Genomic DNA, 26778 nt, shown 5'->3' on the forward strand with positions numbered 1-26778 from the left:
ATTTCCCCCTATGTGGTTTTTATATCATTTAATGTTGGAGTGCCTCATATAGATGGCAAGCAACATAATGACCTGGTTTCACTTCTTGCATTTTAGGTACTACCTGTGAGCATTGTTCCATTTTAAAAGGACATCGCGTATGGAATGTACAGCCACTCGGCGGATTGGATGCACTTGGAATATCTCCAGTAATAATAATTTGTTCACGTTCAAACGTTGGATCTGGCACTGGGACCGAAGATAAGAGTGCTTGTGTATATGGATGAAGCGGTTCAGCATATAAGTCCTCACTCGCTGTCAACTCTACTAATTTACCTAAATACATGACGCCCACACGATTGCTAATATGGCGCACAACCCCTAAATCATGAGAAATAAAAATATAGGTTAGCTTTAAATCCTTTTGCAGCTTTTGCAATAGATTTAATACTTGTGCCTGTATGGACACATCCAATGCGGATACCGGCTCGTCCGCAATGAGCAAACGAGGATTGGTCATTAACGCACGCGCGATGCCAATTCGTTGCCTCTGACCACCACTAAACTGGTGGGGATAGCGTTTGATATGATATTCATCCAATCCAACAATCTCAAGTAGCTCCAACACTTTCTGTTTTCGCTCCTTTGCATTACCTATCCCATGAACAATAAGAGGCTCCTCCAATATTTTGCCAATGTTATGGCGAGGATTTAATGAAGCATAGGGATCCTGAAAAATCATTTGAATATCTCTACGCGCCTTCCTCATTTCATTATTGGATAATTCTGAAATCATTTTACCTGCGAATTCAATGTTTCCTTCAGTAGGCTCTAGTAACCGCATTAGTAAACGACCTGTTGTCGATTTACCACAGCCTGACTCACCAACAATCCCTAATGTTTCTCCTTCAAAAACTTCAAAGGAAACATCATCTACTGCCTTTACATCCCCTGTTTGTGTATTTAGGACTCCTTTGCGGATCGGGAAATATTTCTTTAAGCCATCAACCTTTAATAACACTTTCGACACGTTGCTCCACCTCCTGCTTCTCTAGTAAAAAACATCTCGATTTATGCTGCTCTGCTGCTTCAAATAAAGGTGGTGTTTCCTGTAAACAACGTTCCATTGCGTATTCACAGCGTGCCGCAAAACGACACCCTACTTGAATACTTCCTGGTTTTGGTACACTTCCAGGGATCGAATATAAATTATCCTTTTTAAAACGCATATCAGGCACTGATTGAATAAGACCTTGTGTATAGGGATGCTTCGGATTAGAGAATATTTCTTGAATCGGTGCTTCTTCTACAATTTGTCCAGCATACATGACAATCACACGCTCACATGTTTCTGCTACAACACCTAGATCATGTGTAATTAACAGGACTGCTGTATTCAATCGTTTATTTAAGTCCTTCATTAGCTGTAAAATTTGAGCTTGAATCGTAACGTCCAAAGCAGTTGTCGGTTCGTCCGCAATTAAAACCTGTGGATCACAGACAAGTGCCATAGCAATCATGACCCGTTGTCGCATACCACCCGATAGCTGATGCGGATAATCCTTTAGTAAGTCCTCAGCACGTGGTAACCCTACAAGTTTCATAATTTCAACAGCTCTGGCAAACGCTTTCTTTTTCGACCATTTTGGATTATGGATTAAAATGGCCTCCTTTAACTGATCACCTATTGTAAACAACGGATTTAGTGAAGTCATAGGCTCCTGAAAAATCATAGCTATGTCTTTTCCACGTATTTTCTGCATTTGTTTTTCTGTACAATTCACTAGATTTTTATTATCTAGCAATATTTCACCACCTGTTATTTTGCCTGGTGGTGATGGAATTAATCCCATGATGGACAGTGACGTAACACTTTTACCACTTCCCGATTCGCCGACAATCCCTAATATTTCTCCTTCTTGGACAGAAAAATCGATATCATCTACAGCAGGAATTTGTCCATTATCTGTGAAAAAGGTTGTTCTTAAACCTTTTATTTCTAGTAGCTTTTTCCTCATGCGCAACGTCCCACCCTACCTATATTTTACTTAATTGTATAAATTATATTAACAGAATGCTATAACTTTTGTTAAATTCCCTATTTTCAGATAATTCTAACTAAAAATCATCACTCTTTCAATCATTAATATTCTGCAATTTACGTAGTTTTTCTGCATCATTCGCCTTCAGTATTAATTACATCTTATAAAGTAATATTTTTATATAGATTTTCAAAAAAAAATAGCCTTCCATTTTTAAAAAATGAAAGACTTTTTTTGAAAAAAATTTCACAATTGATGATTTCTGTGTAAATTCACTACTATTACTCCAAATGTTGCACTTGGAATAAATCATAATATGTCCCTTGCTTTGTCATTAATTGCTCATGATTACCGTTTTCGATTAATTGACCATGGTCTATAACAAAAATTTTGTCAGCATGAGTGATGGTCGAAAGACGATGAGCAATAATTATAGTTGTTCGCTCATGAGCTAGCTCCTCTAATGATTCCTGAATCAATGCTTCACTCTCTAAATCGAGCGCTGAAGTTGCTTCGTCAAGAATTAAAATCGGAGGATTTTTTAAAAATACTCGAGCGATGGCAACTCGTTGTTTTTGCCCGCCTGATAGTTTTACTCCTCGTTCACCTACTTTAGTGTCATAACCATTTGGCAGAGTCATAATAAAATCATGGGCATTCGCTGCTTTGGCAGCCTCTATCACTTGCTCATCTGTAGCATCTGGTTTTCCCATTAAAATATTTTCTTTAACGGAGTCACTGAAAAGTATATTATCTTGGAGGACAATTCCTATTTGAGAACGTAGTGAATGCAATGTAACATCACGTACATCCTGTCCATCAATCGTTACGACACCATCGGTTGCATCATAGAAACGAGGAATTAAGCTAATAATGGTGGATTTACCGCCTCCACTCATTCCAACGAAGGCGACAGTCTCACCAGGTTTTATAGTGAAATTTATGTTATTTAAAATAGATACTCCTTCTTTTTCATATTGGAAAGATACATTGTCAAAACGAACTTCTCCCGTAGCGGATGGTAAATCTCGCGCATCAACTTTATTTTTCACTTCATATGGTTCATCCATTAAATCAAACATTCGATCCATGGATGCAATGGATTGTGTCAACGTTGTTGAAGAACTAACAAGACGGCGAAGTGGGCCATACAATCGTTCGATATACGCGATAAAGGCAACCATTGTTCCAACAGATAAAGTACCATTTATGACTTCATAACCTGCATAAGCAATAACTAGTAAAGGCGCTACATCTGTAATAGTATTTACAACAGCAAAGGATTTAGCATTCCATTTTGTTTGATCAAGGGCCTTCTCTAAAAACTCCCCATTTGCTTCATCAAATAATGTTTGTTCATGCTTTTCTAGCGTAAAGCTTTTTATAATACTCATACCAGCTACTCGTTCATGTAAATAGCTTTGTACACCTGCAAGTGCTTGAGAACGTTTACGTGTTAAGTCCCGCAGTTTTCCAAAAAAGTACTTCACACTCAATGCATAAAACGGGAACGCTAATAAGGCCACTAATGTGAGCTTAATATCCATGGTTAGCATAATAATTACTGCAATCACAATGGTTGCAAGGTCTAGCCACACATTCATTAAACCCGTCATCACAAAGTTCTTCGTTTGCTCAACATCATTGATGACCCTAGAAATAACATCACCAGCACGTGTATTGGCATAATATTTTAAGCTTAATCGTTGTAAATGTGCGTAGATTTCCTTCCGAATATCAAACAGCACCTTATTACTAACATGTTGTGCAAAATATTGACGATAGTACTCGATTGGTGGACGTATAATAAAGAACACAATAATCGTTCCGCCCAGCCAATATAACAGCTCTTTTGTTTTTTCTCCATTTGTTAAGTCGTCCGCAGCAATAATATCATCCAACACAATTTTAATGAGTAATGGAATAAATAATGGAATAGCAAATTTAACTATACCAATAACAATCGTTAGAACGATTTCCCAAGAATATGGTTTTACAAAGCGCATATATCGCTTTATGCTTCCCAAGTTTTCATCACATCCTTACAAAAAGAAACAGGCATCCATTGATGAATGCCCTATGTATTATAGCAATATTTTGATTAAAATACAGTTATGATGACTTTACCGCTAACTATTTTGTATGTACCTTCCCTAACAGTGTGGAAGATGCTCATTAAGAGTGGCTAAAAGAGGCAATATAAAACACCTATTAGTTAACTAATAGGTGTCACTAACAATCATCTGACTGCATATCAAGCTGGAACTTGTAACGATTTGTCCAAACATTGATGAAATCGGGTGCAAATGGTCCTTTTTTTTGTTGAATCCAGCTTATTAACTTATCGACATTGCGCTTTAAAATTTTATCAATCACATCAGGATAAGACATTTCCTTACGATGAAGCTCATATTCATCCTCATCTAAGAGCGTATAAGACATGTCAGGAAAAACTTTAATATCTAGATCATAGTCGATATATTTAATGGCATTATTATCGAACACAAATGGTGAGCTTAGATTGCAATAATAATACACGCCGTCTTCTCGTAGCATACAGATGATGTTAAACCAGTGTTCCGCATGGAAATAGCAAATAGAAGGCTCTCTCGTTAGCCATGTACGACCATCGGATTCTGTCACAAGTGTCCGTTCATTCGCACCGATCACAATATTTTTTGTTCCTTTTAAAACCATCGTTTCTTGCCAAACACGGTGGATGCGGCCATTGTGTTTATAACTATGTATTTGTATCGTTTCTCCTTCTACTGGTAATGCCATTTTGAAGCCCACCTTTTCGTCTATGCTACCTAAATCTAGCAGTCTCTAGTATATTATAGCAATGTGTACGCGAAAGGTGTAGTTAGAAAACCACAAATTTCACTACGCTATTTTGAATTTGTATAAAATTTCGTTAACTTTAAGCAAAATTTATTAGAAGTTCCGCCATTTTGGTATTTTTTGGTTTTTTAAGTGAATATAGAAAGGAGCTGTCTTTTTCATCTTTTCGGATTTTTAGACAGCCCCTTAGAGGTAAATGCAATTATGCAATTACAAAGTGTTACTCACCTAAATCTTGGTTAGTTTTAGAGAAACGACCTGAAGCTGGAGCTTTCTTTTGCTCTGCTTTAGCATTTTGCTTTTGCACTTCATTTACGTCCGTTTCATAACCAAATTCTTCACTTTGACGTTGCATGTTTTTATTCGGTTGGAAATTTTGGTTGTTTTGCTTTTTCATTATTCATTCACCTCCACGCTAATTATTGTGTACCGAGGTGATGAATTTTATGCTCACTAATTTATCGTTTAAAGTAGGATTTATTTTCCTGTTTATTTTTTTACCTCTTCCCAAATTTTTAACATGGGAACAGGCATCGGCAATTGTTCTATTTGTTCTTGAGTGAACCAATCGCCCATCGATGTAGATTCACACTTCATATAATAACTATTTACATGCCATGTTAAATGTGAAAACACGTGCTTAAACGTAAGCAGTTCATGCTTAGCTTGTACACTGATGGAATATTCCTTTAAGAAGCTTTCTACTGAAACCTGACTAGTATCAAACATTGGAAATTGCCAAAGATTAGCTAATAACCCTTCTTCAGGACGTTGCTCCATTAAAAAACGTCCTTGTTCATCTTGACAGACCAGAATATCATAACTCAAATGCTTCATCTTTATTTTTTTCGATTTAACTGGCAGTTTTTCCGGTTCACCTTCATTAAACGCTGTACAATACTCTCGCACAGGGCATAATAAACATTTTGGTGACGTAGGTGTACAAATAAGTGCCCCTAGTTCCATTAAGCCTTGGTTAAAGGAAGATGCATTAGTAGGATCAATAAGCTCCTCCACTGCAGCTTCAAAAAATTTTTTGGTTTTTGGTATGGCTATGTCCTCACTTATATTCAGCACTCTGCTTAATACGCGCATAACATTGCCATCTACTGCATGTTCGGGCTTGTTATAGGCAATACTTAAAATAGCACCAGCGGTATACGGTCCAACACCTTTTAATTTTGATATTTCATGGCGATTATCGGGGACCACGCCTCCGTAATTTTCTAAAACCTCACGTGCACCTGCCTGTAAATTACGCGCTCGTGAATAATAGCCAAGTCCTTCCCAATGCTTTAATAAATAATCTTGCGGAGCTTCTGCAAGCAAATCTAATGTTGGAAAACTTTCCATAAAACGATTGTAATAAGGAATAACTGTGTCGACACGTGTCTGCTGTAGCATCACTTCAGAAACCCAAATTTTATAGGGGTCTGTAGTATGTCTCCACGGTAAGTCGCGTTTCTCAGCGTTAAACCATTCGACTAAAGAATGTCGAAATTCTGTTACATATGGGTAATTCACAGTGACCTCCAAAGTTTTTACGATTTAATTTATGTTGAAAAGGGTATACAATTAATAAAGAATGAACATTCGTCCATAACTTACAATATTCGTCATTATCGAATGTCACCATACTAAAAATTGAATAAAGTTATTTATAAATGAAATAAAGATGTATGCAAATTGTACTCGATTTTACTGCATACTAGGAGTGGATATTTTTGGATTCAGGTACACATTTCGTTATGGGTATTGCCCTTGGCGGTCTTGCATTAGCCGACCCTATAGTAGCAAATCACTCAATGACCTTTACTGCCGTCATGGCAGGTACGATAATTGGCTCACAAGCTCCGGATGTTGATACTGTGCTAAAACTACGCAATAATGCTATCTATATTCGACATCATCGCGGAATTACACATTCACTACCAGCAGTAGCTATATGGCCAATCTTAATTACAGCTGTTATTTCCCTTATTTTGCAAGACGTAAATGTGTTTCATTTATGGCTTTGGATATTTTTAGCTGTCGCTCTTCACGTCTTTGTCGATATTTTTAATGCGTACGGCACACAAGCAATACGGCCTTTCTCCAGAAAATGGGTTGCATTAGGTGTCATCAATACATTTGATCCAATTATTTTTTCCTTGCATTGTATGGGTATTGTATTATGGGCTTTTGGAGCCAATCCTGTTTGGACATTTAGCATCATGTATATCATTATCGTGATTTATTATCTGTTACGATTCGCTGTTCAAAAAGCAGTAAAAAATGCAGTCCACAGCACGATACAAGATGAAGAATATGTTATCGTAGCACCAACTATGCGCTTCTTCCATTGGCGAATTGCCGCCAAGTCTAAAACACATTATTATGTTGGGCGGGCTTATGGCAGGACTGTTAATATTTATGATAAATTCGAAATTAAACCTTTACCTCAAACTGCCCTTATTCATGCAGCCATGAAAGACCCTAACTTAGCTGCCTTCGTGTCGTTCTCCCCGATGTACCGATGGGAGATTTCTGAGCTAGAAAACGGCTTATTGGAGGTACGTTTAATCGACTTGCGTTATCGGAGTGACAATCGCTACCCCTTTGTGGCAGTAGCACATTTAAATGACGATAATGAAATCGTTACATCTTACACGGGTTGGATTTTTACAGAAGATAAGCTTCAGAAAAAATTACAAATTGGTGCAAGTAATTAAGCAGTAAACCCTGACCAACATTGGTCAGGGTTTTATTATTGTATCATATCATCGCTAGCATCTAGGAGATGGGCATATTTTGGATTGCGCCCTGCAAAGGCATGTAGTTTATCACCATAGCTTGTAATTAATTGGCGGACAAGATTTTCTGTATAATCTGCCCCACGATAATCATATCCTGCTTTGGCTGAAGTTGATTCAAAGTCGCTCCATAATAATTCAACCCAGACACGGGCACGTCCAACTGACATTTGTGGATTTTTTGCCAGCAGTTCTGCTGTCAATTTTTCAATTTTCCCCTCCACTTATTTGCCCACCTTTACAGGAGACAGCATAGATACAGGTAATGCCTCTTGATATTTGTCACCGCCTAAACGATGTCCCCATGCAAAGCGTCCCTTTAAATAATCAACTTGGAAAAATTCATTATCTGAACGATCAATACGATACATTTCACCAGGCACAATTGTGTCTAAATCTACTAAATAAGCCGCTGCCATTAATGCTTTACGCTCATATACAGCAAATTCATTAATGATCCCAAGCTGCTCTGCCTTTCGTGCCTTTTCTTTTAAAAACGCAATTTCCTCACGCAGTTCATGCTCAGACATAGCAGCATAATTCTTTTCGTTCATTCTTCATTCTCCTTCTCTTCTATAAAACGGTTTATTACTTCTATAGGAAAACCCTTTTGATAGAGCGTCTGCTTCACCTTCATTTTTAGCTCATAACCAGTATACTTCGATACGTACTTTTTCCAAACTTTTTCGCCTTGTGCTTCGAGTAATGGTTGCCAGTTTTCTTCATCTTGCTCAAGCTCTATTTGATTAAGCACCTCTTCTACAATCGGAAATGCATAGCCTTTTCTTAACAGATAATCCTGAATTTTAGCCTTTACTTGTGCTGGGGTCTTTCTTTTTTCTGAACGTACAATTTTTTCCGCCAACTGTAAGGCCAATTTGATTTGTTCTTCCAAACTATATGTGGCAAGTACCTCATCTTGAAGGTTTTTATCAATTCCTTTTTTAATGAGGTCTTGTCTAATAGCTCTCGGTCCCTTTTTCATTGTCGCCTTTTTTGTATCCAGTAAAGCTTTGGTATAGTTTTCATCATTTATAAAGCCATACGATTTTAATTTCTGAATCGCTTCTAAAGCTACCGCTTCACCAAATTCTAAAGTAAGAAGTTTTTTCTTCACCTCGTGCTCACTTCGCATTTGATAAGAAAGAAAGTTTAATCCTTTATTAAACGCCTTCCGTATTTCATCCTCGTAGGCAATTTCCTGAATTTCAAATTCATCGAGAACCTTCCCCTTTGTTAAACCAAATTGAAGCAGAATAGCCTCGTCAACAGGAAATGCATATTCTTCATTTAAGTAGATATTATAACGTTCAGGATTGTTTTTTTGACGTGCAATTTTTGTAATCATACGCATAGCCAACACCTCACCTGTCCATTATAACATTTCTTTTTATGGTATCCGTTATTCGATGCTATTCATCCCCCATCTTCTAGGGGTACTTTAGATGTTCACATACGTGTTAAATGATACAATTATTAGTAAGTGTAATTTTTGAAAAATGGGGTGATTCTTATGAAAATTGTGATTGCGGGTGGAACTGGTTTTGTGGGAAAAGCTTTTATCAAGCTAGCAGAGGAAAACGGTCATAATATTTTTGTCTTAACTCGGAGTGCACCTTCCGAAAAAAATGGCATTCATTATGTACAATGGTTGCAGGATGAAGCCCTACCAATAGAGGCATTAGAAGGAGCAGATGCCTTTGTAAATTTAGCGGGAGTTTCTTTAAACAATGGTCGATGGACAAACAAACAAAAGAAGGATATTTATTGGAGTCGGATGCATGCGACACTTGAAATCGTGCGCATAATGGAAAAGCTCACGAAAAAACCTAAAGTCCTTGTTAATGCAAGTGCCGTAGGTTTTTACCCCCATTCTTCAGAGATTATTTATGATGAAACATTTACTGATGTGGCGAACGATTTTTTAGGCACGACCGTTCATGATTGGGAACGCCATGCAAAACGAGCAGAACCATTAGGAATTCGTGTCGCCCTTGCACGCTTTGGGGTCATTTTAGGTAGAGAGAGCGGGGCATTACCACCAATGTTATTACCATATCAAATGCATGTTGGCGGAACAATCGGATCTGGTAAGCAATGGCTTTCGTGGGTACATATTGAAGATGTGGCACGTGCTTTATATTTCGCAATCCTTCATGAAAATATTCATGGACCATTCAATGTAACCGCACCTCATGCGACGCGCATGAAAGAATTCGGGCAATCAATCGCAATGATCATGAACAGACGACATTGGCTGCCTGTTCCTAGTTTTGCAATACGTTTGGCGCTTGGAGAACAAAGCACTCTTGTTTTAGAGGGTCAACATGTACGACCAGCAGTGTTAGAAGAGCATCATTTCATATTTAAATATCCGCATTTAACAGAAGCACTTGAAGACTTATTAATTGCTCAGAATTAGTGGATAATTTATAGCTATTTTACGCATCCTAATGAAAAAGAAAGGATGCGTTTTTTATGTGGAAACAACATATTGTAGGTGCGGTAATCGCTACATTTATTATTGCCGCAGGTATTAGCATTAATCCATATTTTGCTGCAGGTTCTGATGAACATCATTGGGGCTTTAAACGTGCAAAAAATGGTGAACAGGCAGAAGCTGGTGCACAGCTTGATCAATTACTTGATAAATACGGGGCTATTTATAAAGGCAAGGCAGATAAAAAAATTGCTTACCTAACATTTGATAATGGCTATGAAAACGGCTTTACCGAAAGTATTTTGGATACATTGGAAAAAGAAGATGTACCTGCCACTTTCTTTTTAACTGGGCATTATTTAGACAGTGCCAGTGACCTAGTAAAACGGATGGTGAAGGATGGTCATACTATTGGCAACCACTCGTATGGTCATCCTAATATGGCTCGACTTTCACCAGAGGGCATGCGTGCAGAATGGCGAAAGTTTGATGGGAAATTACGTGAATTGACTGGCATAGACCGCACAACCTATGCTCGCCCACCAGAAGGAACCTTTAATGCCAAACTGCTAGAAGTAGGAAATGCGGAAGGATATCGTCATATTTTTTGGTCTGTTGCCTTTAAGGATTGGATGAAAGATGAACGACGTGGTGCAGATTATGCCTATAATGCGCTCATGGAGCAATTGCATCCAGGTGCCGTTATTTTAATGCATACTGTTGCACAAGATAATGCCGAAGCTTTGCCAATGTTTATTGCAGAGGCCAAAAAGCAAGGCTATACCTTCTTATCACTTGATGATTTAGTATTAGAATATGAAGATTTTCCTGTTGCTTTGCAATCGTCTGCTCCTTCGTTATAATGGGGAGATGACATTATAAAGCAGGGACGTGGAACGTTTGACGCAGCAAACAACAATGACCGTGGGACAACAATTCCCACTAATAATAAAAAGGCTTGGCATCAATGGAGAAGGTGTAGGTTTTTATAAAAGAAATGTAGTATTTGTCAAAGGAGCTATTCCTGGCGAAGAAATTACAGCTCAGGTTACGAAGACACAACATAATTTTGCTGAAGCTGAGATTTTATCCATTCGTAAAGTCTCTAAGCACCGTCAGGAAGCACCTTGTCCAGTCTACAATGAATGTGGTGGCTGTCAGCTTCAACATATGACATACGAAAAACAGCTATCGGAAAAACGTGATATTGTCATCCAAGCTTTAGAGCGTTATGCGAAACCTCTAGCTGAAACGGTGGAAGTACGAAAAACACTTGGAATGGATAATCCTTGGCATTATCGTAATAAAAGTCAATTCCAAGTACGTAAGGAAGGCAAGCGAGTATATGCAGGCTTATTTGTTGAGGGCAGTAATAAGCTTCTAAATATTAACGATTGCCTTGTGCAGCACCCTGTCACTTCTAAAGTTACCGTTGCAACACGTAAGATTTTACAAAAATTAAATATCACTATTTATGATGGACGAACACTTGATGGCTTAGTGCGTACAATCGTAGTACGTACAGGGATTCGTACAGGCGAAACACAAGTTGTACTTGTAACTACACGTAAAGAAATTCCTCATTTAGCTGAACTGATTACACGGATTAAAAAAATCGATCCGAGCATTGTCTCCATTGCACAAAATATTAATCGTGAGAAAACCTCTTTAATTTTTGGTGATGAGACAATAGTTCTTGACGGTAAAGAAACGATACATGAAGAGCTTGGCGAATTGGCCTTTGACTTATCGGCTCGTGCTTTTTTCCAGCTTAACCCTACACAAACAGTTCATCTCTATAATGAAATTAAAAAAGCAGCTGCATTAACTGGTAAAGAATCAATAGTGGATGCATATTGTGGAGTTGGGACTGTGGGACTTTGGCTAGCAGATCAAGCGCAAGAAGTTCGAGGGATGGATGTCATTCCCGAAAGCATTCAAGATGCCCGTAAAAATGCGCGCAACCATGGCTTCAAGCATACCAAATATGCTGTTGGTACTGCTGAAAGTGTCTTAGCAAAATGGCGCAAAGAAGGCTTTACACCAGATGTTATTACAGTAGATCCACCACGTACAGGTCTAGCACCCGAGTTTATCCAAACCGTGCTTAAGCTTAAACCAAAGCGTTTTGTTTATACTTCTTGTAATCCATCTACATTAGCGAAGGATTTACAGCAACTATCGAAGCTTTATCATGTCGAGTACATTCAACCTGTTGATATGTTCTCACAAACGGCACAGGTAGAATGTGTTTGCTCCATGGTTCTTAAAGCAGAACATCGAAAATGATATTTCTTTTGTAAATTTTGGCGACTTGATTAGGCGTAGTCTGCATTTTGTAGACTGCGCTTTTTTCTTTTTTGATACCTATTGCTACAGTTTTCTTCTCTAATAAGAATAGCTCAACATTTGAAAAACAAAATGAAAAACGTTGAGTGACTGTCACCAATTATTGATTGATTTCAATATGTTTACATTGTGTTATAGTCTTGGGGGGCTCATGCAATTATAAGGAGGAAAAATGGATAACATTCAATACTTATCACAATTTAATCTGCTTAATTCGCTCTCGATGGAAGATTTAATAGAGATGGAACAATTAACTTTAATAACGACCTTTCCGAAAAACACTTTTATTCAAACACCAGAAACTTTTTCGGAGGGGCTATACTTTGTTAAAAGGGGGAAGTTGCGCCTGTATAAAGTAAATGCACAAGGTAAGCAGTTTACTTCGGATATACTTAACGAAGGTAATGTATTTGGGGAAATGGATATTATTTCATTTGGTACTCGAGAGAATTATATTGAAACGATAGAGGAAAGCCACATTTGTTTGATGAATAAGGAAAGATTTGAAAATTTTTTAATTCAGCGGCCTCAATTTATGATGACATTATTAAAAGTACTAAGTAATCGAATTATCGGTATGAGTCAATTAACGCAAAATCTAGCTCTTGGGAAACTACATGACAAAGTTTTATATGCGCTTATTAAGCTATCTGATCAGTTTGGACTTACGGGTGATAATGAGTATTACAAAATAGATTTTCCTCTTTCACATCAAGAAATCGCCAATTTAGTTGGTGCAACCAGAGAAGCTGTAACTGTGGTTTTACAAGAACTTGTTAAAGAAGAAGTCATTAAGACCGGATTTAAAACAATCTATATTCATCGAGAAAAGCTTTTGGAGAGGAACATTTCATAGGCTAAAAAATGCTGGATAGTATCAAGTAGCATAGAGATTTTCAAATTGAGTTGTAAACAACATTACATCTTTCTTCTAGATGAAGATGTATCGTATAACTACATACAAAATATAATACGATACGGAGATGACATAATGAAAAACACACCATTTCAAAAATTGCAAAATGAATTAGATATAGCAGCTACACATATGGAAAAGGTGCTCCCAAAGGAAGTGCTGGATATATTCGAAAAATCCATTCATGATTTACGTACATCTGATTCGGGTAGGGGTTTAATAGCTGGAGTCAAAGCGCCTGACTTCACTTTAGTGAATTCTACAGGACAAAAGATAACTTTGTCTGAGGAAATTTTGAAAGGTCCCGTTGTTCTTATATTTTACCGAGGTACATGGTGTCCATTCTGTAACCTTGAGTTGAAAGCATACCAGCGAATGAATGATGACATTAACGCAATTGGTGGCCAATTAATTGCAGTTAGCCCGCAAACTCCAAACTATTCTGCATCTGTACAAGATAAAAATGAATTAAATTTCCATGTTTTAAGCGACTTACAAAATAAAACTGCTGAAAAATATAATCTGAAATTTAAATTGCCTGAGTATGTGTATCCTATCTACAGATCGCTTGATATATCACTCGAAACATTTAATGGTGACCATTCTTGGGAACTTCCAGTACCAGCTACTTATGTAATCGATAAAGCAGGAATTATCCGTTTAGCTAGCGTGGAGGCAGACTATAAAAAACGTATGGAACCTAGTAAGGTGATGCATTTTCTTCAGTCACTTTATTAGCATCCTAGAATTATAAAAATATGATGAAATAAAAAAACAGTCTCTCAGTTACCACATTCGTTTAGGTTAATGAGGAGTTGGAACAGAGTCGATTGATAGCCGCCAATTTAAACAATATAATACTCGTTATTAATGGTTACTTTGCTATTTATCGGACATTTAATCATAACTGGTAGAATGTGTTGCAAAGCTGGTATTGAAAAATAAATAATCATAAAAAGGACGTCTCAAAATAAATGGAGACGTCCTTTCTTTATGATGCACAGCACGAGCTGCCTGGTGGATGACGGACGGTCCAGAAAAGTCGATACCTCAACCATTACCCCAGGATTTAAAAGATTTTTAAAGGTTCAATTTTCAACTTTTATAGAAAGATTTTTGAAGCGTAAACTTTATACTTTTACCTTTAACCTTTAAGCTTTTAGGTTATTTTCATTGTAAGTTTTATTTGTGTAAGGCATGTTTGATGTTTAAACTCACACACATGCCTTGAAGCGCGAGCGACTCTTCGTTTTCCGTTTTCGCAAGGCCATGCATATCCCTTAAGCTTGGACTTCAATAAATGTTGTGGCATTCGATTCAGATAAGACTGCATCGACCTCTGATTCGAACTCCTCGATCCGACTACTTAATGTCTCTATTTGTTGTTTGACATTTAGTGGATCAATGATTTCAAATTCATTTCTTTTCATAAATGTGTCCGTATGTAATTTTACTTCTTCCGGAGATTGTTTATCTTTATTGCCTAATATATTAATTAAATAGGTTTCCAGTTTAGCTGGTAAGGCATCATTTTCTTTGGCGACTGTTTGAATAGCAGAACGATATTGATGTTGCATGACTTCTAGCAAATTCTTTTCATATTGAATAGATTGTTTCCGCTCAATGGCCTCCGCGACAGTCATTTCTTTCTTTCCAACGATTACCATTGTACGGGCATTCGATTGTACAACTAAAGCTTTTATTTTATGTCTATAGCTAATTAAGCCCATTACTTTATCGTAGGATGCTTGCATTTGTTTCTCATACTCAACTATTTCTATTCCATTTATTTTCTGATTACTTTTACGATTGGCTACTACAGAGCTAACCTCATTTGTTGCCCCTTCAATCCGTTGCTGTAGCATTTTTAATTCTGTTAAAGCGCGATGAATAGATAGTTTTTTCATTTCGGTCATGATAAAACCTCCTTCTTAAGCAAGTGTTCTTCCATTATATTTAAAAATAGCAGCAATGTCCAAAATATCCCTTTTTATTTTTATTGATTTCATAAGAATTTGTCTGTATAATTCTTTTTTAGGTGCCAAACCTATGTAACTTGGACGGAACATCCTTGTTACGCAAAAAACGCCATAACAGCACGGATTTGCTGGGCGTTTTTTTGTTTTTGAGCGGGAGATGAGCCCCGCTCTTTTTATTTTGCCATCGATGCCTGTTTGTTCTTAAGACGTCCAAATAGGAGTAATATGAAAGCCACAACTAGCAATAGCATTGCTACAAGTAAAAGGAAGCTATAGTTTTTTACATATTCTAAATAAACTCCACCTAAGAACGGTCCGGTTAAACTACCTATACTTAGGGCAATTCCACAGAGTAAATTCCCAGTAGGCAGTAGCTCCTTTGGCGTTAAATCTGCCATAAATGTAATCCCTAAAGAGAACATCGAGCCAACTAGTGTGCCCGTTAAGAAAAACGCTATAGCGACAGCCATTTGTGAATGCTCTAAAAAGCTGGCAATTGCGAAAATAATAGCGCCACCAAATGACCCTACCATCAAAATATTCTTTCTTCCCACTTTATCTCCCAGTGCACCTAATGGTACTTGAGTTAAAATACCACCAAATGTAAAGACTGATAAAATAATTGGAATCATGCCCACCTCAAACCCTTTACGTAGTGCATATACGGGGAATAATGCATTTAATGAAGACTCGAGGAATCCGTATACAAAAGGTCCTAAAAAGGCAATCCAACCAAATAAAATAGCCATTTTGTAACGCTTCCACCCTCTTGCATGTAAGTCCCCTGTTAAACGCTCAGGTTTTTCATTTTGTAAGAAGAATACAAAAGACCACGCCATTAAACACATGATTGACGAAACAATAAATGGTAAAGCTTCACCTATTTCAATCAACTTTACCATCAGTGGCCCAACGGCAAAACCTATACTAAAAGACAAGCCATAGATAGCCATCCCTTTTCCCAAGCTTTTATGATCAGCAGTACTAGTAATCCATGTTTGAGTGGCATAGTGCAAGGCATGGTCCCCCACACCAATCAGTAAACGAAGCACAAACCAAAATGTGACGCTTTTCCATAAAGGAAATGCCAATAAGGAGATAAAAACAAGTGCGCCCCCAATCAAAATGATCGGTTTATAGCCCCATTTTCGTAATGGTTGCTCTATAAATGGTGAAATTAATAATGTCCCTATGTATAAGCCCGTTGCATTCAAGCCATTTAATGCTGAGGAAACGCCATCACGTTCAAAAATTATAGAAATGAGCGGTAATAACATCCCTTGCGAAAAGCCTGATATGGATACAATTATTACTAATATGGTAAATCTTTTTTTGCTGTAATCTGAGAAGTATGTCATCTTTTCCTCCAATCAATCTCCCAAAGAACAGCATACCAAAAAGCCTTAGCGCTCACCACATGTGATTTTACGCTAAGGCTTAACGAATACTTATAGTCATTTAATTGTATAAACACGAAATTCGGCTTTTGATTATTACCGAGTACTTGTTTAAACTCCCTCCTTTTCGAGTTAGAGTTGTAAAGATGTTTTCGATCAGCTCCTTTACTTTATCTTAAAACAACTTTAACATACAAATTCAATATTGTAAATATTCCGTCTACTTATTTTTAAAATTAATCGCTTAGTCCTAGGTGTCTACCTAAACATTGAAATTTCAGCCTAAATCAGCTACGATGAAAGGGATGAAATGAGGTGTACGAATGTCCAAGCCAATCACTGATAAAAAACAGCAAGTAACCTATTTAAGAGAGCGTCTTGAAATGTTTTTAGAAGTATTAGATGCCCTAGATCCTGAAACAGCTGAATTAGATGATATTGATCGTTTAATTCAAATGATGGATGACCTAGAAGACAAAATGGAGCAATTTAATGCTCGTGAACAATAAAAATTACAAAACAAGCGAGCACTGTGTATGCTCGCTTGTTTTTTTAATGACAGTCCCAATTGTAAAGAACATTGCTAAAGTCTTTATTTTTTAATTCTTCCTCAGTAATGAAGAAATTGCCAACTCCACAATCGCCCCATAGTATATCATCCCCCACACTATCTATTTGCAATAGCAAAATTGTAGAGTCTGTATAATCACCGTATGCACGTGGATCTTCTTGTGTAAAGAAAGGATAACCACCGATTTTAAGTCCATCCCCAGTTAAAGCATCATAAAAGGCATCTTCTAATGTTTCGTTATCTTCAATTGTCGTTAAGATATGACTGTAAATGTCATTAGCTCTGTAATCATCAATCGATAAGGGTTCAAAACCTGTTTTAAAAGATAATGTCATTTCACGCTCTACTGGAAAATACATTTCCTCATCTTCCTTTTCTACGAATGAAAAATCTTGAATAAGCTGCGCTTCATCATGTATAACGGTATCATGAAAAATGACACGAAAACCTTCTTGATTTTTGCCATTATCAAAGTCCATTCCTAATACATCGTCATAGCCATCAATATAAAACTGCACTATCCCCTCTTCTGGGAAATTCGGCAAATGCTTAGGCAATTCTGCAAAATTAACTTGGGCTAAAAGCTTTAGTGGTTGTCCACTTGCATTTTTAGGATATTCCATTGCTAGTGGGAAATAAGGGTCCCCCGCAAACTTACTCTGAAACAAGGTTGTTTTTCCAGCATCCGCATCAATAAGGACAACAGGCTTCATTGTTTCCTCTATTAGCGGTCTATATTGTTCAAATTCTTCCGGTAATTCAAGTAAAGTTTTAGCAGACATACAAATTCCTCCTAATTGTGGGTTATTATTAGTTTAGAACAAACGTTCTATAAAATCAACTCTCTATTAAAATACTATTAAACTATGCGTAAATTTATCCCTCATAGGTAAGGACTCTTTTTTTCATTAGTTGAAAAGAGTATAATGTTACGTGGAAATAATCAAATTTTCTATGGGGGGCAATACACGAATGAATCAACAAACTTTGGAGAAAAGTCTTTATGATTTAATTACTGAAACATCCACGAATTTACCTAAGGATGTACGTCGTGCGATTAAAAAAGCAAAAGAAGCGGAGAATGCTGGAACACGTGCGGCAATGAGCTTAGACACAATCTCAAATAATATTATTATGGCAGAAGATAATGTATCACCTATTTGTCAAGATACTGGTCTTCCAACTTTCAAAATTTATACACCTGTGGGCGTAAACCAACTAGAAATTAAAGCTGCGATTAAAAAAGCAATCATTGATACGACAGCTGATGCAAAACTACGTCCAAATGCAGTGGATTCATTAACTGGTGCCAATAGCGGTAATAACCTTGGCGATGGTTTACCAGTTATGAAGTTTGAACAATGGGAAAATGATTACATTACGATTAAATTAATTCTAAAAGGTGGCGGCTGTGAGAACAAAAACATTCAATACAGTCTTCCATGTGAAATAGATGGTCTTGGTCGTGCAGGTCGTGACTTAGATGGTATCCGTAAGTGTATTTTACACTCTGTATACCAAGCACAAGGTCAGGGCTGTTCAGCTGGTTTCATCGGTGTTGGTATTGGTGGAGATCGTTCTTCTGGCTACGATTTAGCAAAGGAACAATTATTCCGTCATGTCGAAGATACAAATCCGAATCCTGATCTTGCCAAATTAGAAGAGTATGTGGTGAAAACTTCTAATACATTTGGTATCGGTACAATGGGCTTCGGTGGTGAAGCAACATTACTAGGCTGTAAAATTGGGGTTATGCACCGTATTCCAGCTTCCTTCTATGTATCTGTAGCATATAACTGCTGGGCTTACCGTCGTATGGCTGTTGACATCGATCCTCAAACTGGTGAAATCATTAAATGGCACTACCAAGAAGGTGAAAAAATTACGTTCAAGGATGAAGTGGCTGCTACAACAGAAGACAACACAACAAATGTAGTAGAGCTTACTGCACCAATTACAGAAGAACAAATTCGTTCACTAAAAGTTGGAGATGTAGTTTCTATTACAGGACGTATGTATACTGGTCGTGACGCTATCCACCATCATTTAATGAGCCATGATGCACCAGTGGATCTAAATGGACAAGTTATTTATCACTGTGGTCCAGTTATGGCAAAAGATGAGGAAGGCAATTGGACAGTAAAAGCAGCTGGTCCAACTACTTCTATTCGTGAGGAGCCATATCAAGGTGATATCATGAAGAAATTCGGTATTCGTGCTGTCATCGGTAAAGGTGGTATGGGACCAAAAACATTAAAAGCTCTTAATGAACACGGTGGTGTTTACCTAAATGCTATCGGTGGAGCAGCCCAATATTACGCAGACTGCATTAAAGGTGTAGATGGTGTTGATTTAATGGAATTCGGTATTCCAGAAGCTATGTGGCACTTAAATGTTGAAAAATTCACAGCAGTTGTCACAATGGATTCACACGGCAACTCCTTACACGCAGATGTCGATAAATCATCTTTAGAAAAACTTGCATTGCACGCAGAAAGAGTTTTCTAATTCAATATAAGTAAGCAGTAGCCCTTCTGACTGCACACTTTTATAAGGCACAGAATATTCCTAGTGAATAGACTGTGCCTTTTTTCTATTAATAAAAAATCCCACTTTTTCAACTCTCCTCTTTATTTTTATAAGTTCCTTTGTTATAATAATTCTAAATAAAAGATATGGTAATTGAAATCCATTTTCAATTACACATCACATTTAAGTGTTTATAATTAAAGGTTTTGATATTGATTTTCATTATCAGGAGGGATAAGAATGGAATACTCTAATCGAGAAAATATAAGTTTAATTGAGAAAATAAAGGAGCATGCAGAATTAATCGCTGCGTTAATCGCTGGTATATTCATCTTACTTGCATGGCGTTTAGATACAAGCGGACAAACAACCGCTTCTGTTCTTCTTTATGTCATTGCCTTTTGTGTAGGTGGATTTGCCAAAGCAAAAGAAGGTATTGAAGAAACAATAGAAGATAAGAAATTGAATGTTGAACTACTAATGGTATTAGCAGCTATTGGTTCCGCAGCCATCGGTTATTGGACAGAAGGTGCTATTCTTATTTTCATCTTTGCAGTAAGTGGTGCACTTGAAACTTATGCTATGAATAAAAGTCATCGTGAAATATCTGCATTAATGAATCTTCAGCCAGAAGAAGCCTGGTTAGTTCGAGGCAACTTTGAGCCAATGAAAGTATCCGTTTCTACCTTACAAATTGGTGACCATTTATTGATCAAACCTGGGGAACGTATTCCAGCCGACGGTATTATTTTTAAAGGACAGTCTTCCATTGATGAGTCAGCTATAAGCGGTGAACCATTACCCGTTTTAAAAAGCGAGGGTGATGAAATCTTTGCAGGAACAGTAAACTTAAATGGTGCGATTACGATGGAAATGACGAAGGCCAATTCAGAAACACTTTTTCAAAAAATTATCCAGCTTGTCCAAAGTGCTCAAAGTGAAAAATCTCCGTCTCAACAATTCATCGAAAAATTTGAGGGAACTTATGTGAAATTCGTTTTACTTGGTGTAGCTATCATGATGTTCCTTCCCCATTTCGTACTAGGTTGGGATTGGACAACAACTTTTTATCGTGCCATGGTTTTATTGGTTGTTGCATCTCCTTGCGCACTCGTCGCAGCCATCATGCCTGCGACACTTGCAGCTATTTCAAATGGCGCCAAAAATGGTGTGCTATTTAAGGGTGGCTTACATTTAGAGCATCTCAGTGTTTTAGGGGCATTAGCAGTCGATAAGACAGGAACATTAACACAAGGTAAACCAGTCGTGACAGATTTTATTGTCCGCGATGGATTCGAACCTCAGATGGCTTTAGCTATTCTTGCAGGGATTGAAACACAGTCCAACCACCCTCTTGCTCAAGCCATTACTTCCTATGCAAAAGCGGAAGGAGTTACTGCCTTACCACAAGCAACAATTGAGGATATCCCAGGATGGGGTATGAAAGGGATCGTTCACAACAAGGAATATCAAGTTGGTAAACCGGAATTTGTGAATGCTCAACATGCCAATGATTTTGCAAATGGCGCTGCGGGAAAACTTGCTGCACAAGGTAAAACGGTTATTTTCATCCGTGACCAGAATGGCATTGTCGCATTAACAGCTTTAAAGGATACCGTCCGTAACGAAGCGAAAAAAGCTGTGTCATTATTAAAAGAGCTTGGTATTCAAGTAGTCATGCTTACTGGCGATAACGAAAAAACAGCGAAAGTAATTGCAAAAGAAGCTGGTGTTACAGAGTATGTAGCGGAGTGTCTACCTGAAACGAAGGTAACAGAAATGAAACGTTTGCTGTCCCAACATCACTTTGTAGGAATGGTTGGTGATGGCATCAATGACGCCCCTGCATTGGCTACCGCAACTACTGGTATTGCGATGGGTGAAGGTACAGACGTTGCGTTAGAAACAGCTGATGTTGTATTAATGAAAAACGACCTATCTAAAATCGCTTATGCTGTTCGTCTGTCTCGTAAAATGCAACGAATTGTCAAACAAAATATTATCTTTTCCATTGGGGTAATTATTTTCTTAATTGCCTCTAACTTTTTACAAGTAGTCGATTTACCTTTAGGTGTAATCGGGCATGAGGGTAGTACCATTCTCGTTATTTTGAATGGCTTACGCATGCTGAATAAAAATGTTTAAAAAATAACCTCACTTCTCTCCTACGAGAAGCGAGGCTATTTTTTTATCTGGTCATTTCCTTATCTATTAATTTGCTTTTGTAACGCCCTTTTCTGCATTGTAGCATTTAATACTCCACCAAAGATTAAAATAATCCCCGTAAAATATAACCAGAGCATTAAAATAATAACGCCACCAATACTACCATATGTAGCAGAATAATTCGCAAAGTTATTAATATAGAAAGAGAAAGCATATGTGACCACTAACCAGCCAAGTGTAGCAAACATCGCCCCTGGCCAAACACCCAATATTTTCAACCTTGGGCTTGTATTAGGCACGAACCAGTAAATACCCATTAAAACAATAAAAATAAGTATCGGTGGTATTGACCATCTTAAATTATGCCAGACCGATTCAAATTGTTCCTCTATGCCGACGATTGAAAATAGGAAATGACCTATTTGCTGGCCAAATACTGGCAATAGAAGAGCGACTGCAATGACAATAACAAGAGCCACTGTAAAAACAAGAGATAGCCCTCTATCTAATATACCCGCTCTTCCTTCTGTATCGTATGCTTTATTCAAAGCTCGAATTAGCGCGTTAATACCTTTAGATGCCGACCATATCGTACCTAGTACCCCGATGGACAATAAACTACTATTACGGTTTGTTAAAATTTCTTTCAACGTATTTTCAATAAGCTTATAAACTTCATCTGGCAATACATTTACTAAAAATGAATAAACCTGCGTTGTTTCCAAATTAAGATATGGTAGTAATGTCACAAGGAAGATAAGTAATGGGAAGAATGATAGTAAAAAGAAATAAGCGAGCTGTGCGGAAAGCGCTGAAATTTCTACTCGCTTTAACCGACCTATCAAATCTTGGACAAAGCCCTTGGATGTCATGACATCAATCGCTTCTCCCTCAGGAGACACGAATGATTTGACGTATCCAAAGGCATTTTGCATTGTTGCCTTTTTCTTTTCCATACAACTCCTCCTAAAACTACAATTATTCTTTATGAGGTAAAGTAAAAGCTGACTTTGTGTCATCAATCATACTTTGAATCGTAGTTGGCAATTCTTTAAATTCCTCTACCTTCTCTGCAATAGTGTTGACATTGTCTGACACACTTTCACAAAGCACCTTCGCAGCCAGTACTTTCTCCTCCACTAGAACCTGTAATTCTTCACGATTTGTTGCATAGTACGTGACAGCTTCTTTCATTTTTTTAGTTGTGTCGATTGTTTTTTCGCGAGTACTGCGATCGAGCATACTTAATGCTGCACCAATTGCTGCTCCTGCTACGATTGATACTAATAATTTACTTTGACCCATATTAAAACCCCCTGCTTGTGTAATTGCATATTCCCTAATATTTCATAAATAAACTAGTGTACTGCCCTTATTCTACCCAATAACAGTCTATTTTTAAAGCAATGCTCAAATACGGAGTTGACATTTTTTTTATTCAATGAAATGATTATTGCGAAGAGTACGAAAGGTAGGGTAAAAAATGGATTTATCAGTCCCGTCAAAGGAAAACGTTATTTATATGATTGATCAAATGAAGGATAAGCTTCGTATGGTAAATGTCGATGCAATGAAATCGGAACATTTCAATGAAGCAAACTATGAAGACTTAACGTATTTATATGAAATGGTTATGAAAAGAGATTCCTTTAGCCCAAGCGAAATGCAAGCGATTGTGGCTGAATTGGGTTCTTTACGTAAATAAGCAAACAAAAAAGCTATGAGCATGAGACAAACAGTCCGTGCTAATAGCTTTTTAATTTATTGTGTATTCTTCGCTTCCGAGCCATCCTCAGTCACTAGCGGCTGAATAAGTACTTCGACACGGCGGTTCTTCGCACGGCCTTCTGCTGTATCATTAGGTGCAATCGCTCGGTTTTCACCGTAGCCTTTTGCACTAAAGTTCTCAGATTTTAATTGAGAATTACTGTCTAATAAAACCATATAAAAATTAGAGGCACGCATTAATGATAGCTCTAAATTTGAAGAGAAGTTAGGGCCCGCTGGAACATTATCCGTATGACCAGTAATAACAATATTACGTGGAGGATTGGATACTAATACACCCGCAAGCTCCTTCGCAATAGGAATATACTCTGGTTTAATCGTTGCTTGACCAGGATCAAATAAAATACTATCACGAATTGTCACAAGTAAGCCTTCATCTGTCATTTCTGTAGCGAATTGACCTTCCATTTCATTGACAGCGATAAAATTATCGACACTATCTTTAATTTCAGCCAACTCCTGTTGATCCTTTAAGTAGGCTGAATTTTGTTGTGGTGTTTGATCGCTATCCGCATTTGGACTAGGCACTGGTGAAGGCTGCTCTAAAAAGCTTGTTCCGCCATCAAAAACCTGACTAAAAACGGCTGACATTCTTTCTAGCTTTTCTTGGTCTACTGAACTTGAAGCAAATAGTATAATAAACACAGCTAAGAGCAATGTTAAGATATCGGCATATGGTACTAGCCAAGACTCATCTATATGCTCATCATGCTTTTTTTTCTTAGCTTTCTTTGCCAAGGCCACCCGCCCCGCTTTCAACAGAAATTTGACGACGTTCTTCCATCGTTAAGTATGATGATAGTTTTTGTTCAATTACACGTGGAGCCTCCCCTTCTAATACTGAAAGGATACCCTCAATCATCATTCTCTTTTGTTTCACTTCTAAAGCAGATTTACGTTTTAATTTATTCGCAAATGGGTGCCATAAAACATAACCAGTAAAGATACCGAGTAATGTAGCCATGAAAGCTGCTGAAATAGCGTGTCCAAGCTTTTCGATATCATTCATATCAGCCAATGCGGCGATTAAACCTACTACTGCACCAAGAACCCCAAGAGTTGGTGCATATGTACCTGCTTGTGTAAAAATGGCAGAACCACTAGCATGACGTTCTTCCATAGCTTCTACTTCCTCTGTTAATACATCACGGATGTAGTCTGCATTTTGTCCATCAATCGCTAATGTAAGACCATTTTTCAAAAACGGATCTTCAATTTCTGATGCTTTACTTTCAAGAGCTAATAGCCCTTCACGACGAGCTAAGTCAGCCCATTGCGAAAACATCTTAATAATTTCAATATCATTTGCTAATTTAGTTTCTTTAAAAAGAATCTTAAATAGCTTTGGTACGCGCTTTAACTCTTGCATTGGAAAGGCAATTGTTACTGCGGAAATAGTACCAAAGATGATAATTAGGATAGCTGCTGGGTTATAAAAAGCTGTTAAACTTACACCCTTCATTACCATCCCTGTTAATAGCGCTATAAACGCAATTATTAACCCTATGACCGATGACTTATCCATTCTAGAACCTCCAAATCTACTATTACTCTTAATTTCGTCTATTTTTCCATATTTTAAATATATAATGCTAGTATAAATGTATTTTAAATATTTTTCGATGTAATTAATGCTTTTTATTCACATTTCGACCATTTTTGATTATATTGAATTAAGAATATTACACTAAACTGTCTTATTTCGAAAGGGGATATGAATTTGTTATTATCATTTAACACAAAATTACTAAAATATGCCGAATTAGCGGTAAAAATAGGAGTAAATATCCAAAAAGATCAATATCTTTATATAAGCTGTTCGACCGATAACTTAAAATTAGCTCAAATTATTACTAAAATGGCCTATGAAAATGGTGCAAAACAGGTATTTGTCGATTTGTCTGATGACGAACTTGTTCGTGCTCGCTATGAAGGAGCACCGAAAGACTCATTTGATTTCTTTCCACCGTGGAAAGTTCAAGAGCGCGAATGGCTGGCTGAAAATGGTGCAGCTTTCCTAAGCATTAGTTCACAAAACCCAGATTTACTGAAAGGCATTGAACGTGACAGAATTATGGCGTTCCAAAAAGCTTCTGGCCAAGCATTAGCGAACTATTATCAAATGTTACAATCTGATAAATTTAGTTGGTCAGTTATCGCCGCTCCATCCAAAGCGTGGGCAGCAAAGGTGTTTCCTGATTTACCAGAGGATCAACAAATGGATGCCCTATGGGAAGCTATCTTTGCGGCGACGCGTATTGATCTTGAACATTCAGTGGAGGCTTGGTTAGCTCACGATAAGGAGTTACACGACAAAGCCGATTATTTAAACAGCAAACAGTATAAGTCCCTTCACTATACGGCTCCAGGCACAGATTTAACAATCGAGCTACCTGCACATCACATTTGGACAGGCGGTAGTAGTGCCAACGTACAAGGTCAAACATTTATGGCGAATATGCCTACTGAAGAAATTTTCACTGCCCCGTTAAAAACTGGTGTGAATGGGTTCGTATCCAGCACTAAACCGTTAAGCTATGGCGGTAATATTATTGATAATTTCACATTAACGTTTAAAGATGGCCGTATTATTGAAGTAAAAGCTGAGGAAGGTCAAGAAATTTTAGCTTCTCTTATTGAAACAGATGAGGGGGCGCATTATCTTGGTGAAATAGCATTAGTGCCTCATCAATCCCCTATTTCACAATCGAATTTATTATTTTACAATACATTATTTGATGAAAATGCCTCTAATCATTTAGCCATTGGTAGTGCTTATGCATTTTGTATTGAAGGTGGTAAAGAAATGACTTCAGATGAGTTAGCAGCGCATGGCATTAACCAAAGTTTGACACATGTAGACTTTATGATTGGCTCCAATAAAATGAATATCGATGGCATTACCCATGATAATCAAAAAGACCCAATATTCCGTGATGGAAATTGGGCATTCTAAATAATCCATTCTTACTAATAGTATTCTAGGCTA

General features: G+C 37.5%; 27 protein-coding genes. 11 read left to right on the forward strand and 16 right to left on the reverse strand.

What is annotated here, in order from left to right:
- Window positions 1-28: 28 nt before the first annotated feature.
- From MKY80_RS19760 to mutY, 6 genes are all read right to left on the reverse strand, one after another.
- On the reverse strand, window positions 29-1009 hold the full coding sequence (locus MKY80_RS19760) for a dipeptide ABC transporter ATP-binding protein (RefSeq protein ID WP_089986829.1): 981 nt from the start codon (window positions 1007-1009) through the stop codon (window positions 29-31).
- Window positions 984-1997 carry an ABC transporter ATP-binding protein gene (locus MKY80_RS19765; RefSeq protein ID WP_008173496.1) on the reverse strand — a complete coding sequence of 338 codons (1014 nt, stop codon included), beginning with the start codon at window positions 1995-1997 and terminating at the stop codon, window positions 984-986. The genes MKY80_RS19760 and MKY80_RS19765 overlap by 26 nt, the downstream gene beginning before the upstream one ends.
- A 305-nt stretch (window positions 1998-2302) precedes the next feature.
- Window positions 2303-4048, reverse strand: coding sequence for an ABC transporter ATP-binding protein (locus tag MKY80_RS19770; protein ID WP_090002968.1), 1746 nt, complete (start codon window positions 4046-4048; stop codon window positions 2303-2305).
- Window positions 4049-4253: 205 nt separating this feature from the next.
- Window positions 4254-4802, reverse strand: coding sequence for a DUF402 domain-containing protein (locus MKY80_RS19775; RefSeq protein ID WP_036120520.1), 549 nt, complete (start codon window positions 4800-4802; stop codon window positions 4254-4256).
- Window positions 4803-5082: 280 nt separating this feature from the next.
- The gene (locus MKY80_RS19780; RefSeq protein WP_008173504.1) at window positions 5083-5259 is read right to left on the reverse strand and encodes a gamma-type small acid-soluble spore protein; all 177 of its coding nucleotides are present in this window, start codon (window positions 5257-5259) and stop codon (window positions 5083-5085) included.
- Window positions 5260-5351: 92 nt separating this feature from the next.
- Window positions 5352-6386 carry an A/G-specific adenine glycosylase gene (gene mutY / locus MKY80_RS19785; RefSeq protein WP_342530844.1) on the reverse strand — a complete coding sequence of 345 codons (1035 nt, stop codon included), beginning with the start codon at window positions 6384-6386 and terminating at the stop codon, window positions 5352-5354.
- 200 nt (window positions 6387-6586) lie between these two features.
- On the opposite strand from mutY, the gene MKY80_RS19790 reads away from it, so the two are divergent.
- Window positions 6587-7573 (forward strand): metal-dependent hydrolase, encoded by a 987-nt coding sequence (locus tag MKY80_RS19790; protein WP_342530846.1) that lies wholly within the window; start codon window positions 6587-6589, stop codon window positions 7571-7573.
- A gap of 35 nt (window positions 7574-7608) precedes the next feature.
- On the opposite strand, the gene MKY80_RS19795 is transcribed toward MKY80_RS19790, so the two are convergent.
- The 3 genes from MKY80_RS19795 to recX are packed head-to-tail and all read right to left on the reverse strand — an operon-like array spanning window position 7609 to window position 9008.
- Complete coding sequence (locus MKY80_RS19795; RefSeq protein ID WP_107922568.1) at window positions 7609-7878, reverse strand: YfhJ family protein; 270 nt, start codon at window positions 7876-7878, stop codon at window positions 7609-7611.
- Window positions 7879-8208 carry a YfhH family protein gene (locus tag MKY80_RS19800; RefSeq protein WP_008173513.1) on the reverse strand — a complete coding sequence of 110 codons (330 nt, stop codon included), beginning with the start codon at window positions 8206-8208 and terminating at the stop codon, window positions 7879-7881.
- Complete coding sequence (gene recX, locus MKY80_RS19805) at window positions 8205-9008, reverse strand: recombination regulator RecX (protein WP_107922567.1); 804 nt, start codon at window positions 9006-9008, stop codon at window positions 8205-8207. Before recX ends, MKY80_RS19800 begins: the two co-directional genes overlap by 4 nt.
- A gap of 159 nt (window positions 9009-9167) precedes the next feature.
- Here recX and MKY80_RS19810 point away from each other — a divergent pair, with 159 nt between their 5' ends.
- The 5 genes from MKY80_RS19810 to MKY80_RS19830 all read left to right on the forward strand — a co-directional run bounded on the left by MKY80_RS19810 (window position 9168) and on the right by MKY80_RS19830 (window position 14097).
- Complete coding sequence (locus MKY80_RS19810; RefSeq protein WP_239355284.1) at window positions 9168-10076, forward strand: TIGR01777 family oxidoreductase; 909 nt, start codon at window positions 9168-9170, stop codon at window positions 10074-10076.
- A gap of 56 nt (window positions 10077-10132) precedes the next feature.
- The gene (locus MKY80_RS19815; protein WP_008173518.1) at window positions 10133-10957 is read left to right on the forward strand and encodes a polysaccharide deacetylase family protein; all 825 of its coding nucleotides are present in this window, start codon (window positions 10133-10135) and stop codon (window positions 10955-10957) included.
- A gap of 37 nt (window positions 10958-10994) precedes the next feature.
- Entirely contained in the window at window positions 10995-12383 is a 1389-nt protein-coding gene (gene rlmD / locus MKY80_RS19820; protein WP_096365899.1) for a 23S rRNA (uracil(1939)-C(5))-methyltransferase RlmD, read from the forward strand.
- Between the two features lie 232 nt (window positions 12384-12615).
- Window positions 12616-13299: a Crp/Fnr family transcriptional regulator gene (locus tag MKY80_RS19825; RefSeq protein ID WP_089986824.1), complete on the forward strand. Its 684-nt coding sequence runs from the start codon at window positions 12616-12618 to the stop codon at window positions 13297-13299.
- Between the two features lie 135 nt (window positions 13300-13434).
- Window positions 13435-14097, forward strand: coding sequence for a peroxiredoxin-like family protein (locus MKY80_RS19830; RefSeq protein ID WP_089986823.1), 663 nt, complete (start codon window positions 13435-13437; stop codon window positions 14095-14097).
- Between the two features lie 542 nt (window positions 14098-14639).
- Here MKY80_RS19830 and MKY80_RS19835 read toward each other — a convergent pair.
- Both MKY80_RS19835 and MKY80_RS19840 read right to left on the reverse strand, forming a co-directional pair.
- Window positions 14640-15275, reverse strand: coding sequence for a hypothetical protein (locus MKY80_RS19835; protein WP_342530852.1), 636 nt, complete (start codon window positions 15273-15275; stop codon window positions 14640-14642).
- A 236-nt stretch (window positions 15276-15511) separates the two neighbouring features.
- Window positions 15512-16696 carry an MFS transporter gene (locus MKY80_RS19840; RefSeq protein WP_043989601.1) on the reverse strand — a complete coding sequence of 395 codons (1185 nt, stop codon included), beginning with the start codon at window positions 16694-16696 and terminating at the stop codon, window positions 15512-15514.
- 362 nt (window positions 16697-17058) lie between these two features.
- Here MKY80_RS19840 and MKY80_RS19845 point away from each other — a divergent pair, with 362 nt between their 5' ends.
- The gene (locus tag MKY80_RS19845; protein ID WP_008173529.1) at window positions 17059-17244 is read left to right on the forward strand and encodes an SE1561 family protein; all 186 of its coding nucleotides are present in this window, start codon (window positions 17059-17061) and stop codon (window positions 17242-17244) included.
- Between the two features lie 43 nt (window positions 17245-17287).
- On the opposite strand, the gene MKY80_RS19850 is transcribed toward MKY80_RS19845, so the two are convergent.
- Window positions 17288-18088, reverse strand: a complete 801-nt coding sequence (locus MKY80_RS19850) for a YwqG family protein (protein WP_008173530.1) — start codon at window positions 18086-18088, stop codon at window positions 17288-17290.
- A 190-nt stretch (window positions 18089-18278) separates the two neighbouring features.
- On the opposite strand from MKY80_RS19850, the gene MKY80_RS19855 reads away from it, so the two are divergent.
- Both MKY80_RS19855 and MKY80_RS19860 read left to right on the forward strand, forming a co-directional pair.
- On the forward strand, window positions 18279-19814 hold the full coding sequence (locus tag MKY80_RS19855) for a fumarate hydratase (RefSeq protein WP_043989602.1): 1536 nt from the start codon (window positions 18279-18281) through the stop codon (window positions 19812-19814).
- Between the two features lie 261 nt (window positions 19815-20075).
- Window positions 20076-21980: a heavy metal translocating P-type ATPase gene (locus MKY80_RS19860; RefSeq protein WP_096365861.1), complete on the forward strand. Its 1905-nt coding sequence runs from the start codon at window positions 20076-20078 to the stop codon at window positions 21978-21980.
- Window positions 21981-22039: 59 nt separating this feature from the next.
- Here MKY80_RS19860 and MKY80_RS19865 read toward each other — a convergent pair whose 3' ends face one another.
- Together MKY80_RS19865 and MKY80_RS19870 are read right to left on the reverse strand one after the other, a co-directional pair.
- A complete protein-coding gene (locus tag MKY80_RS19865) occupies window positions 22040-22957 on the reverse strand; it encodes a YihY/virulence factor BrkB family protein (protein ID WP_090002971.1) in 918 nt (305 codons plus the stop codon).
- A 22-nt stretch (window positions 22958-22979) separates the two neighbouring features.
- On the reverse strand, window positions 22980-23306 hold the full coding sequence (locus tag MKY80_RS19870; protein ID WP_089986819.1) for a hypothetical protein: 327 nt from the start codon (window positions 23304-23306) through the stop codon (window positions 22980-22982).
- Between the two features lie 178 nt (window positions 23307-23484).
- Between MKY80_RS19870 and MKY80_RS19875 the strand changes: the two genes are divergently transcribed.
- A complete protein-coding gene (locus MKY80_RS19875; protein WP_008173540.1) occupies window positions 23485-23706 on the forward strand; it encodes a DUF1128 domain-containing protein in 222 nt (73 codons plus the stop codon).
- Between the two features lie 56 nt (window positions 23707-23762).
- Here MKY80_RS19875 and motB read toward each other — a convergent pair whose 3' ends face one another.
- Entirely contained in the window at window positions 23763-24527 is a 765-nt protein-coding gene (gene motB, locus MKY80_RS19880; RefSeq protein WP_008173542.1) for a flagellar motor protein MotB, read from the reverse strand.
- On the reverse strand, window positions 24511-25314 hold the full coding sequence (gene motA / locus MKY80_RS19885; protein WP_008173543.1) for a flagellar motor stator protein MotA: 804 nt from the start codon (window positions 25312-25314) through the stop codon (window positions 24511-24513). The genes motB and motA overlap by 17 nt, the downstream gene beginning before the upstream one ends.
- Before the next feature lie 189 nt (window positions 25315-25503).
- Here motA and MKY80_RS19890 point away from each other — a divergent pair, with 189 nt between their 5' ends.
- Window positions 25504-26745 (forward strand): aminopeptidase, encoded by a 1242-nt coding sequence (locus tag MKY80_RS19890; RefSeq protein WP_342530861.1) that lies wholly within the window; start codon window positions 25504-25506, stop codon window positions 26743-26745.
- The last annotated feature ends 33 nt before the right edge of the window (window positions 26746-26778 follow it).

The organism is Lysinibacillus sp. FSL R5-0849 (assembly GCF_038595075.1).
GTDB classification, from domain to species: domain Bacteria; phylum Bacillota; class Bacilli; order Bacillales_A; family Planococcaceae; genus Lysinibacillus; species Lysinibacillus fusiformis.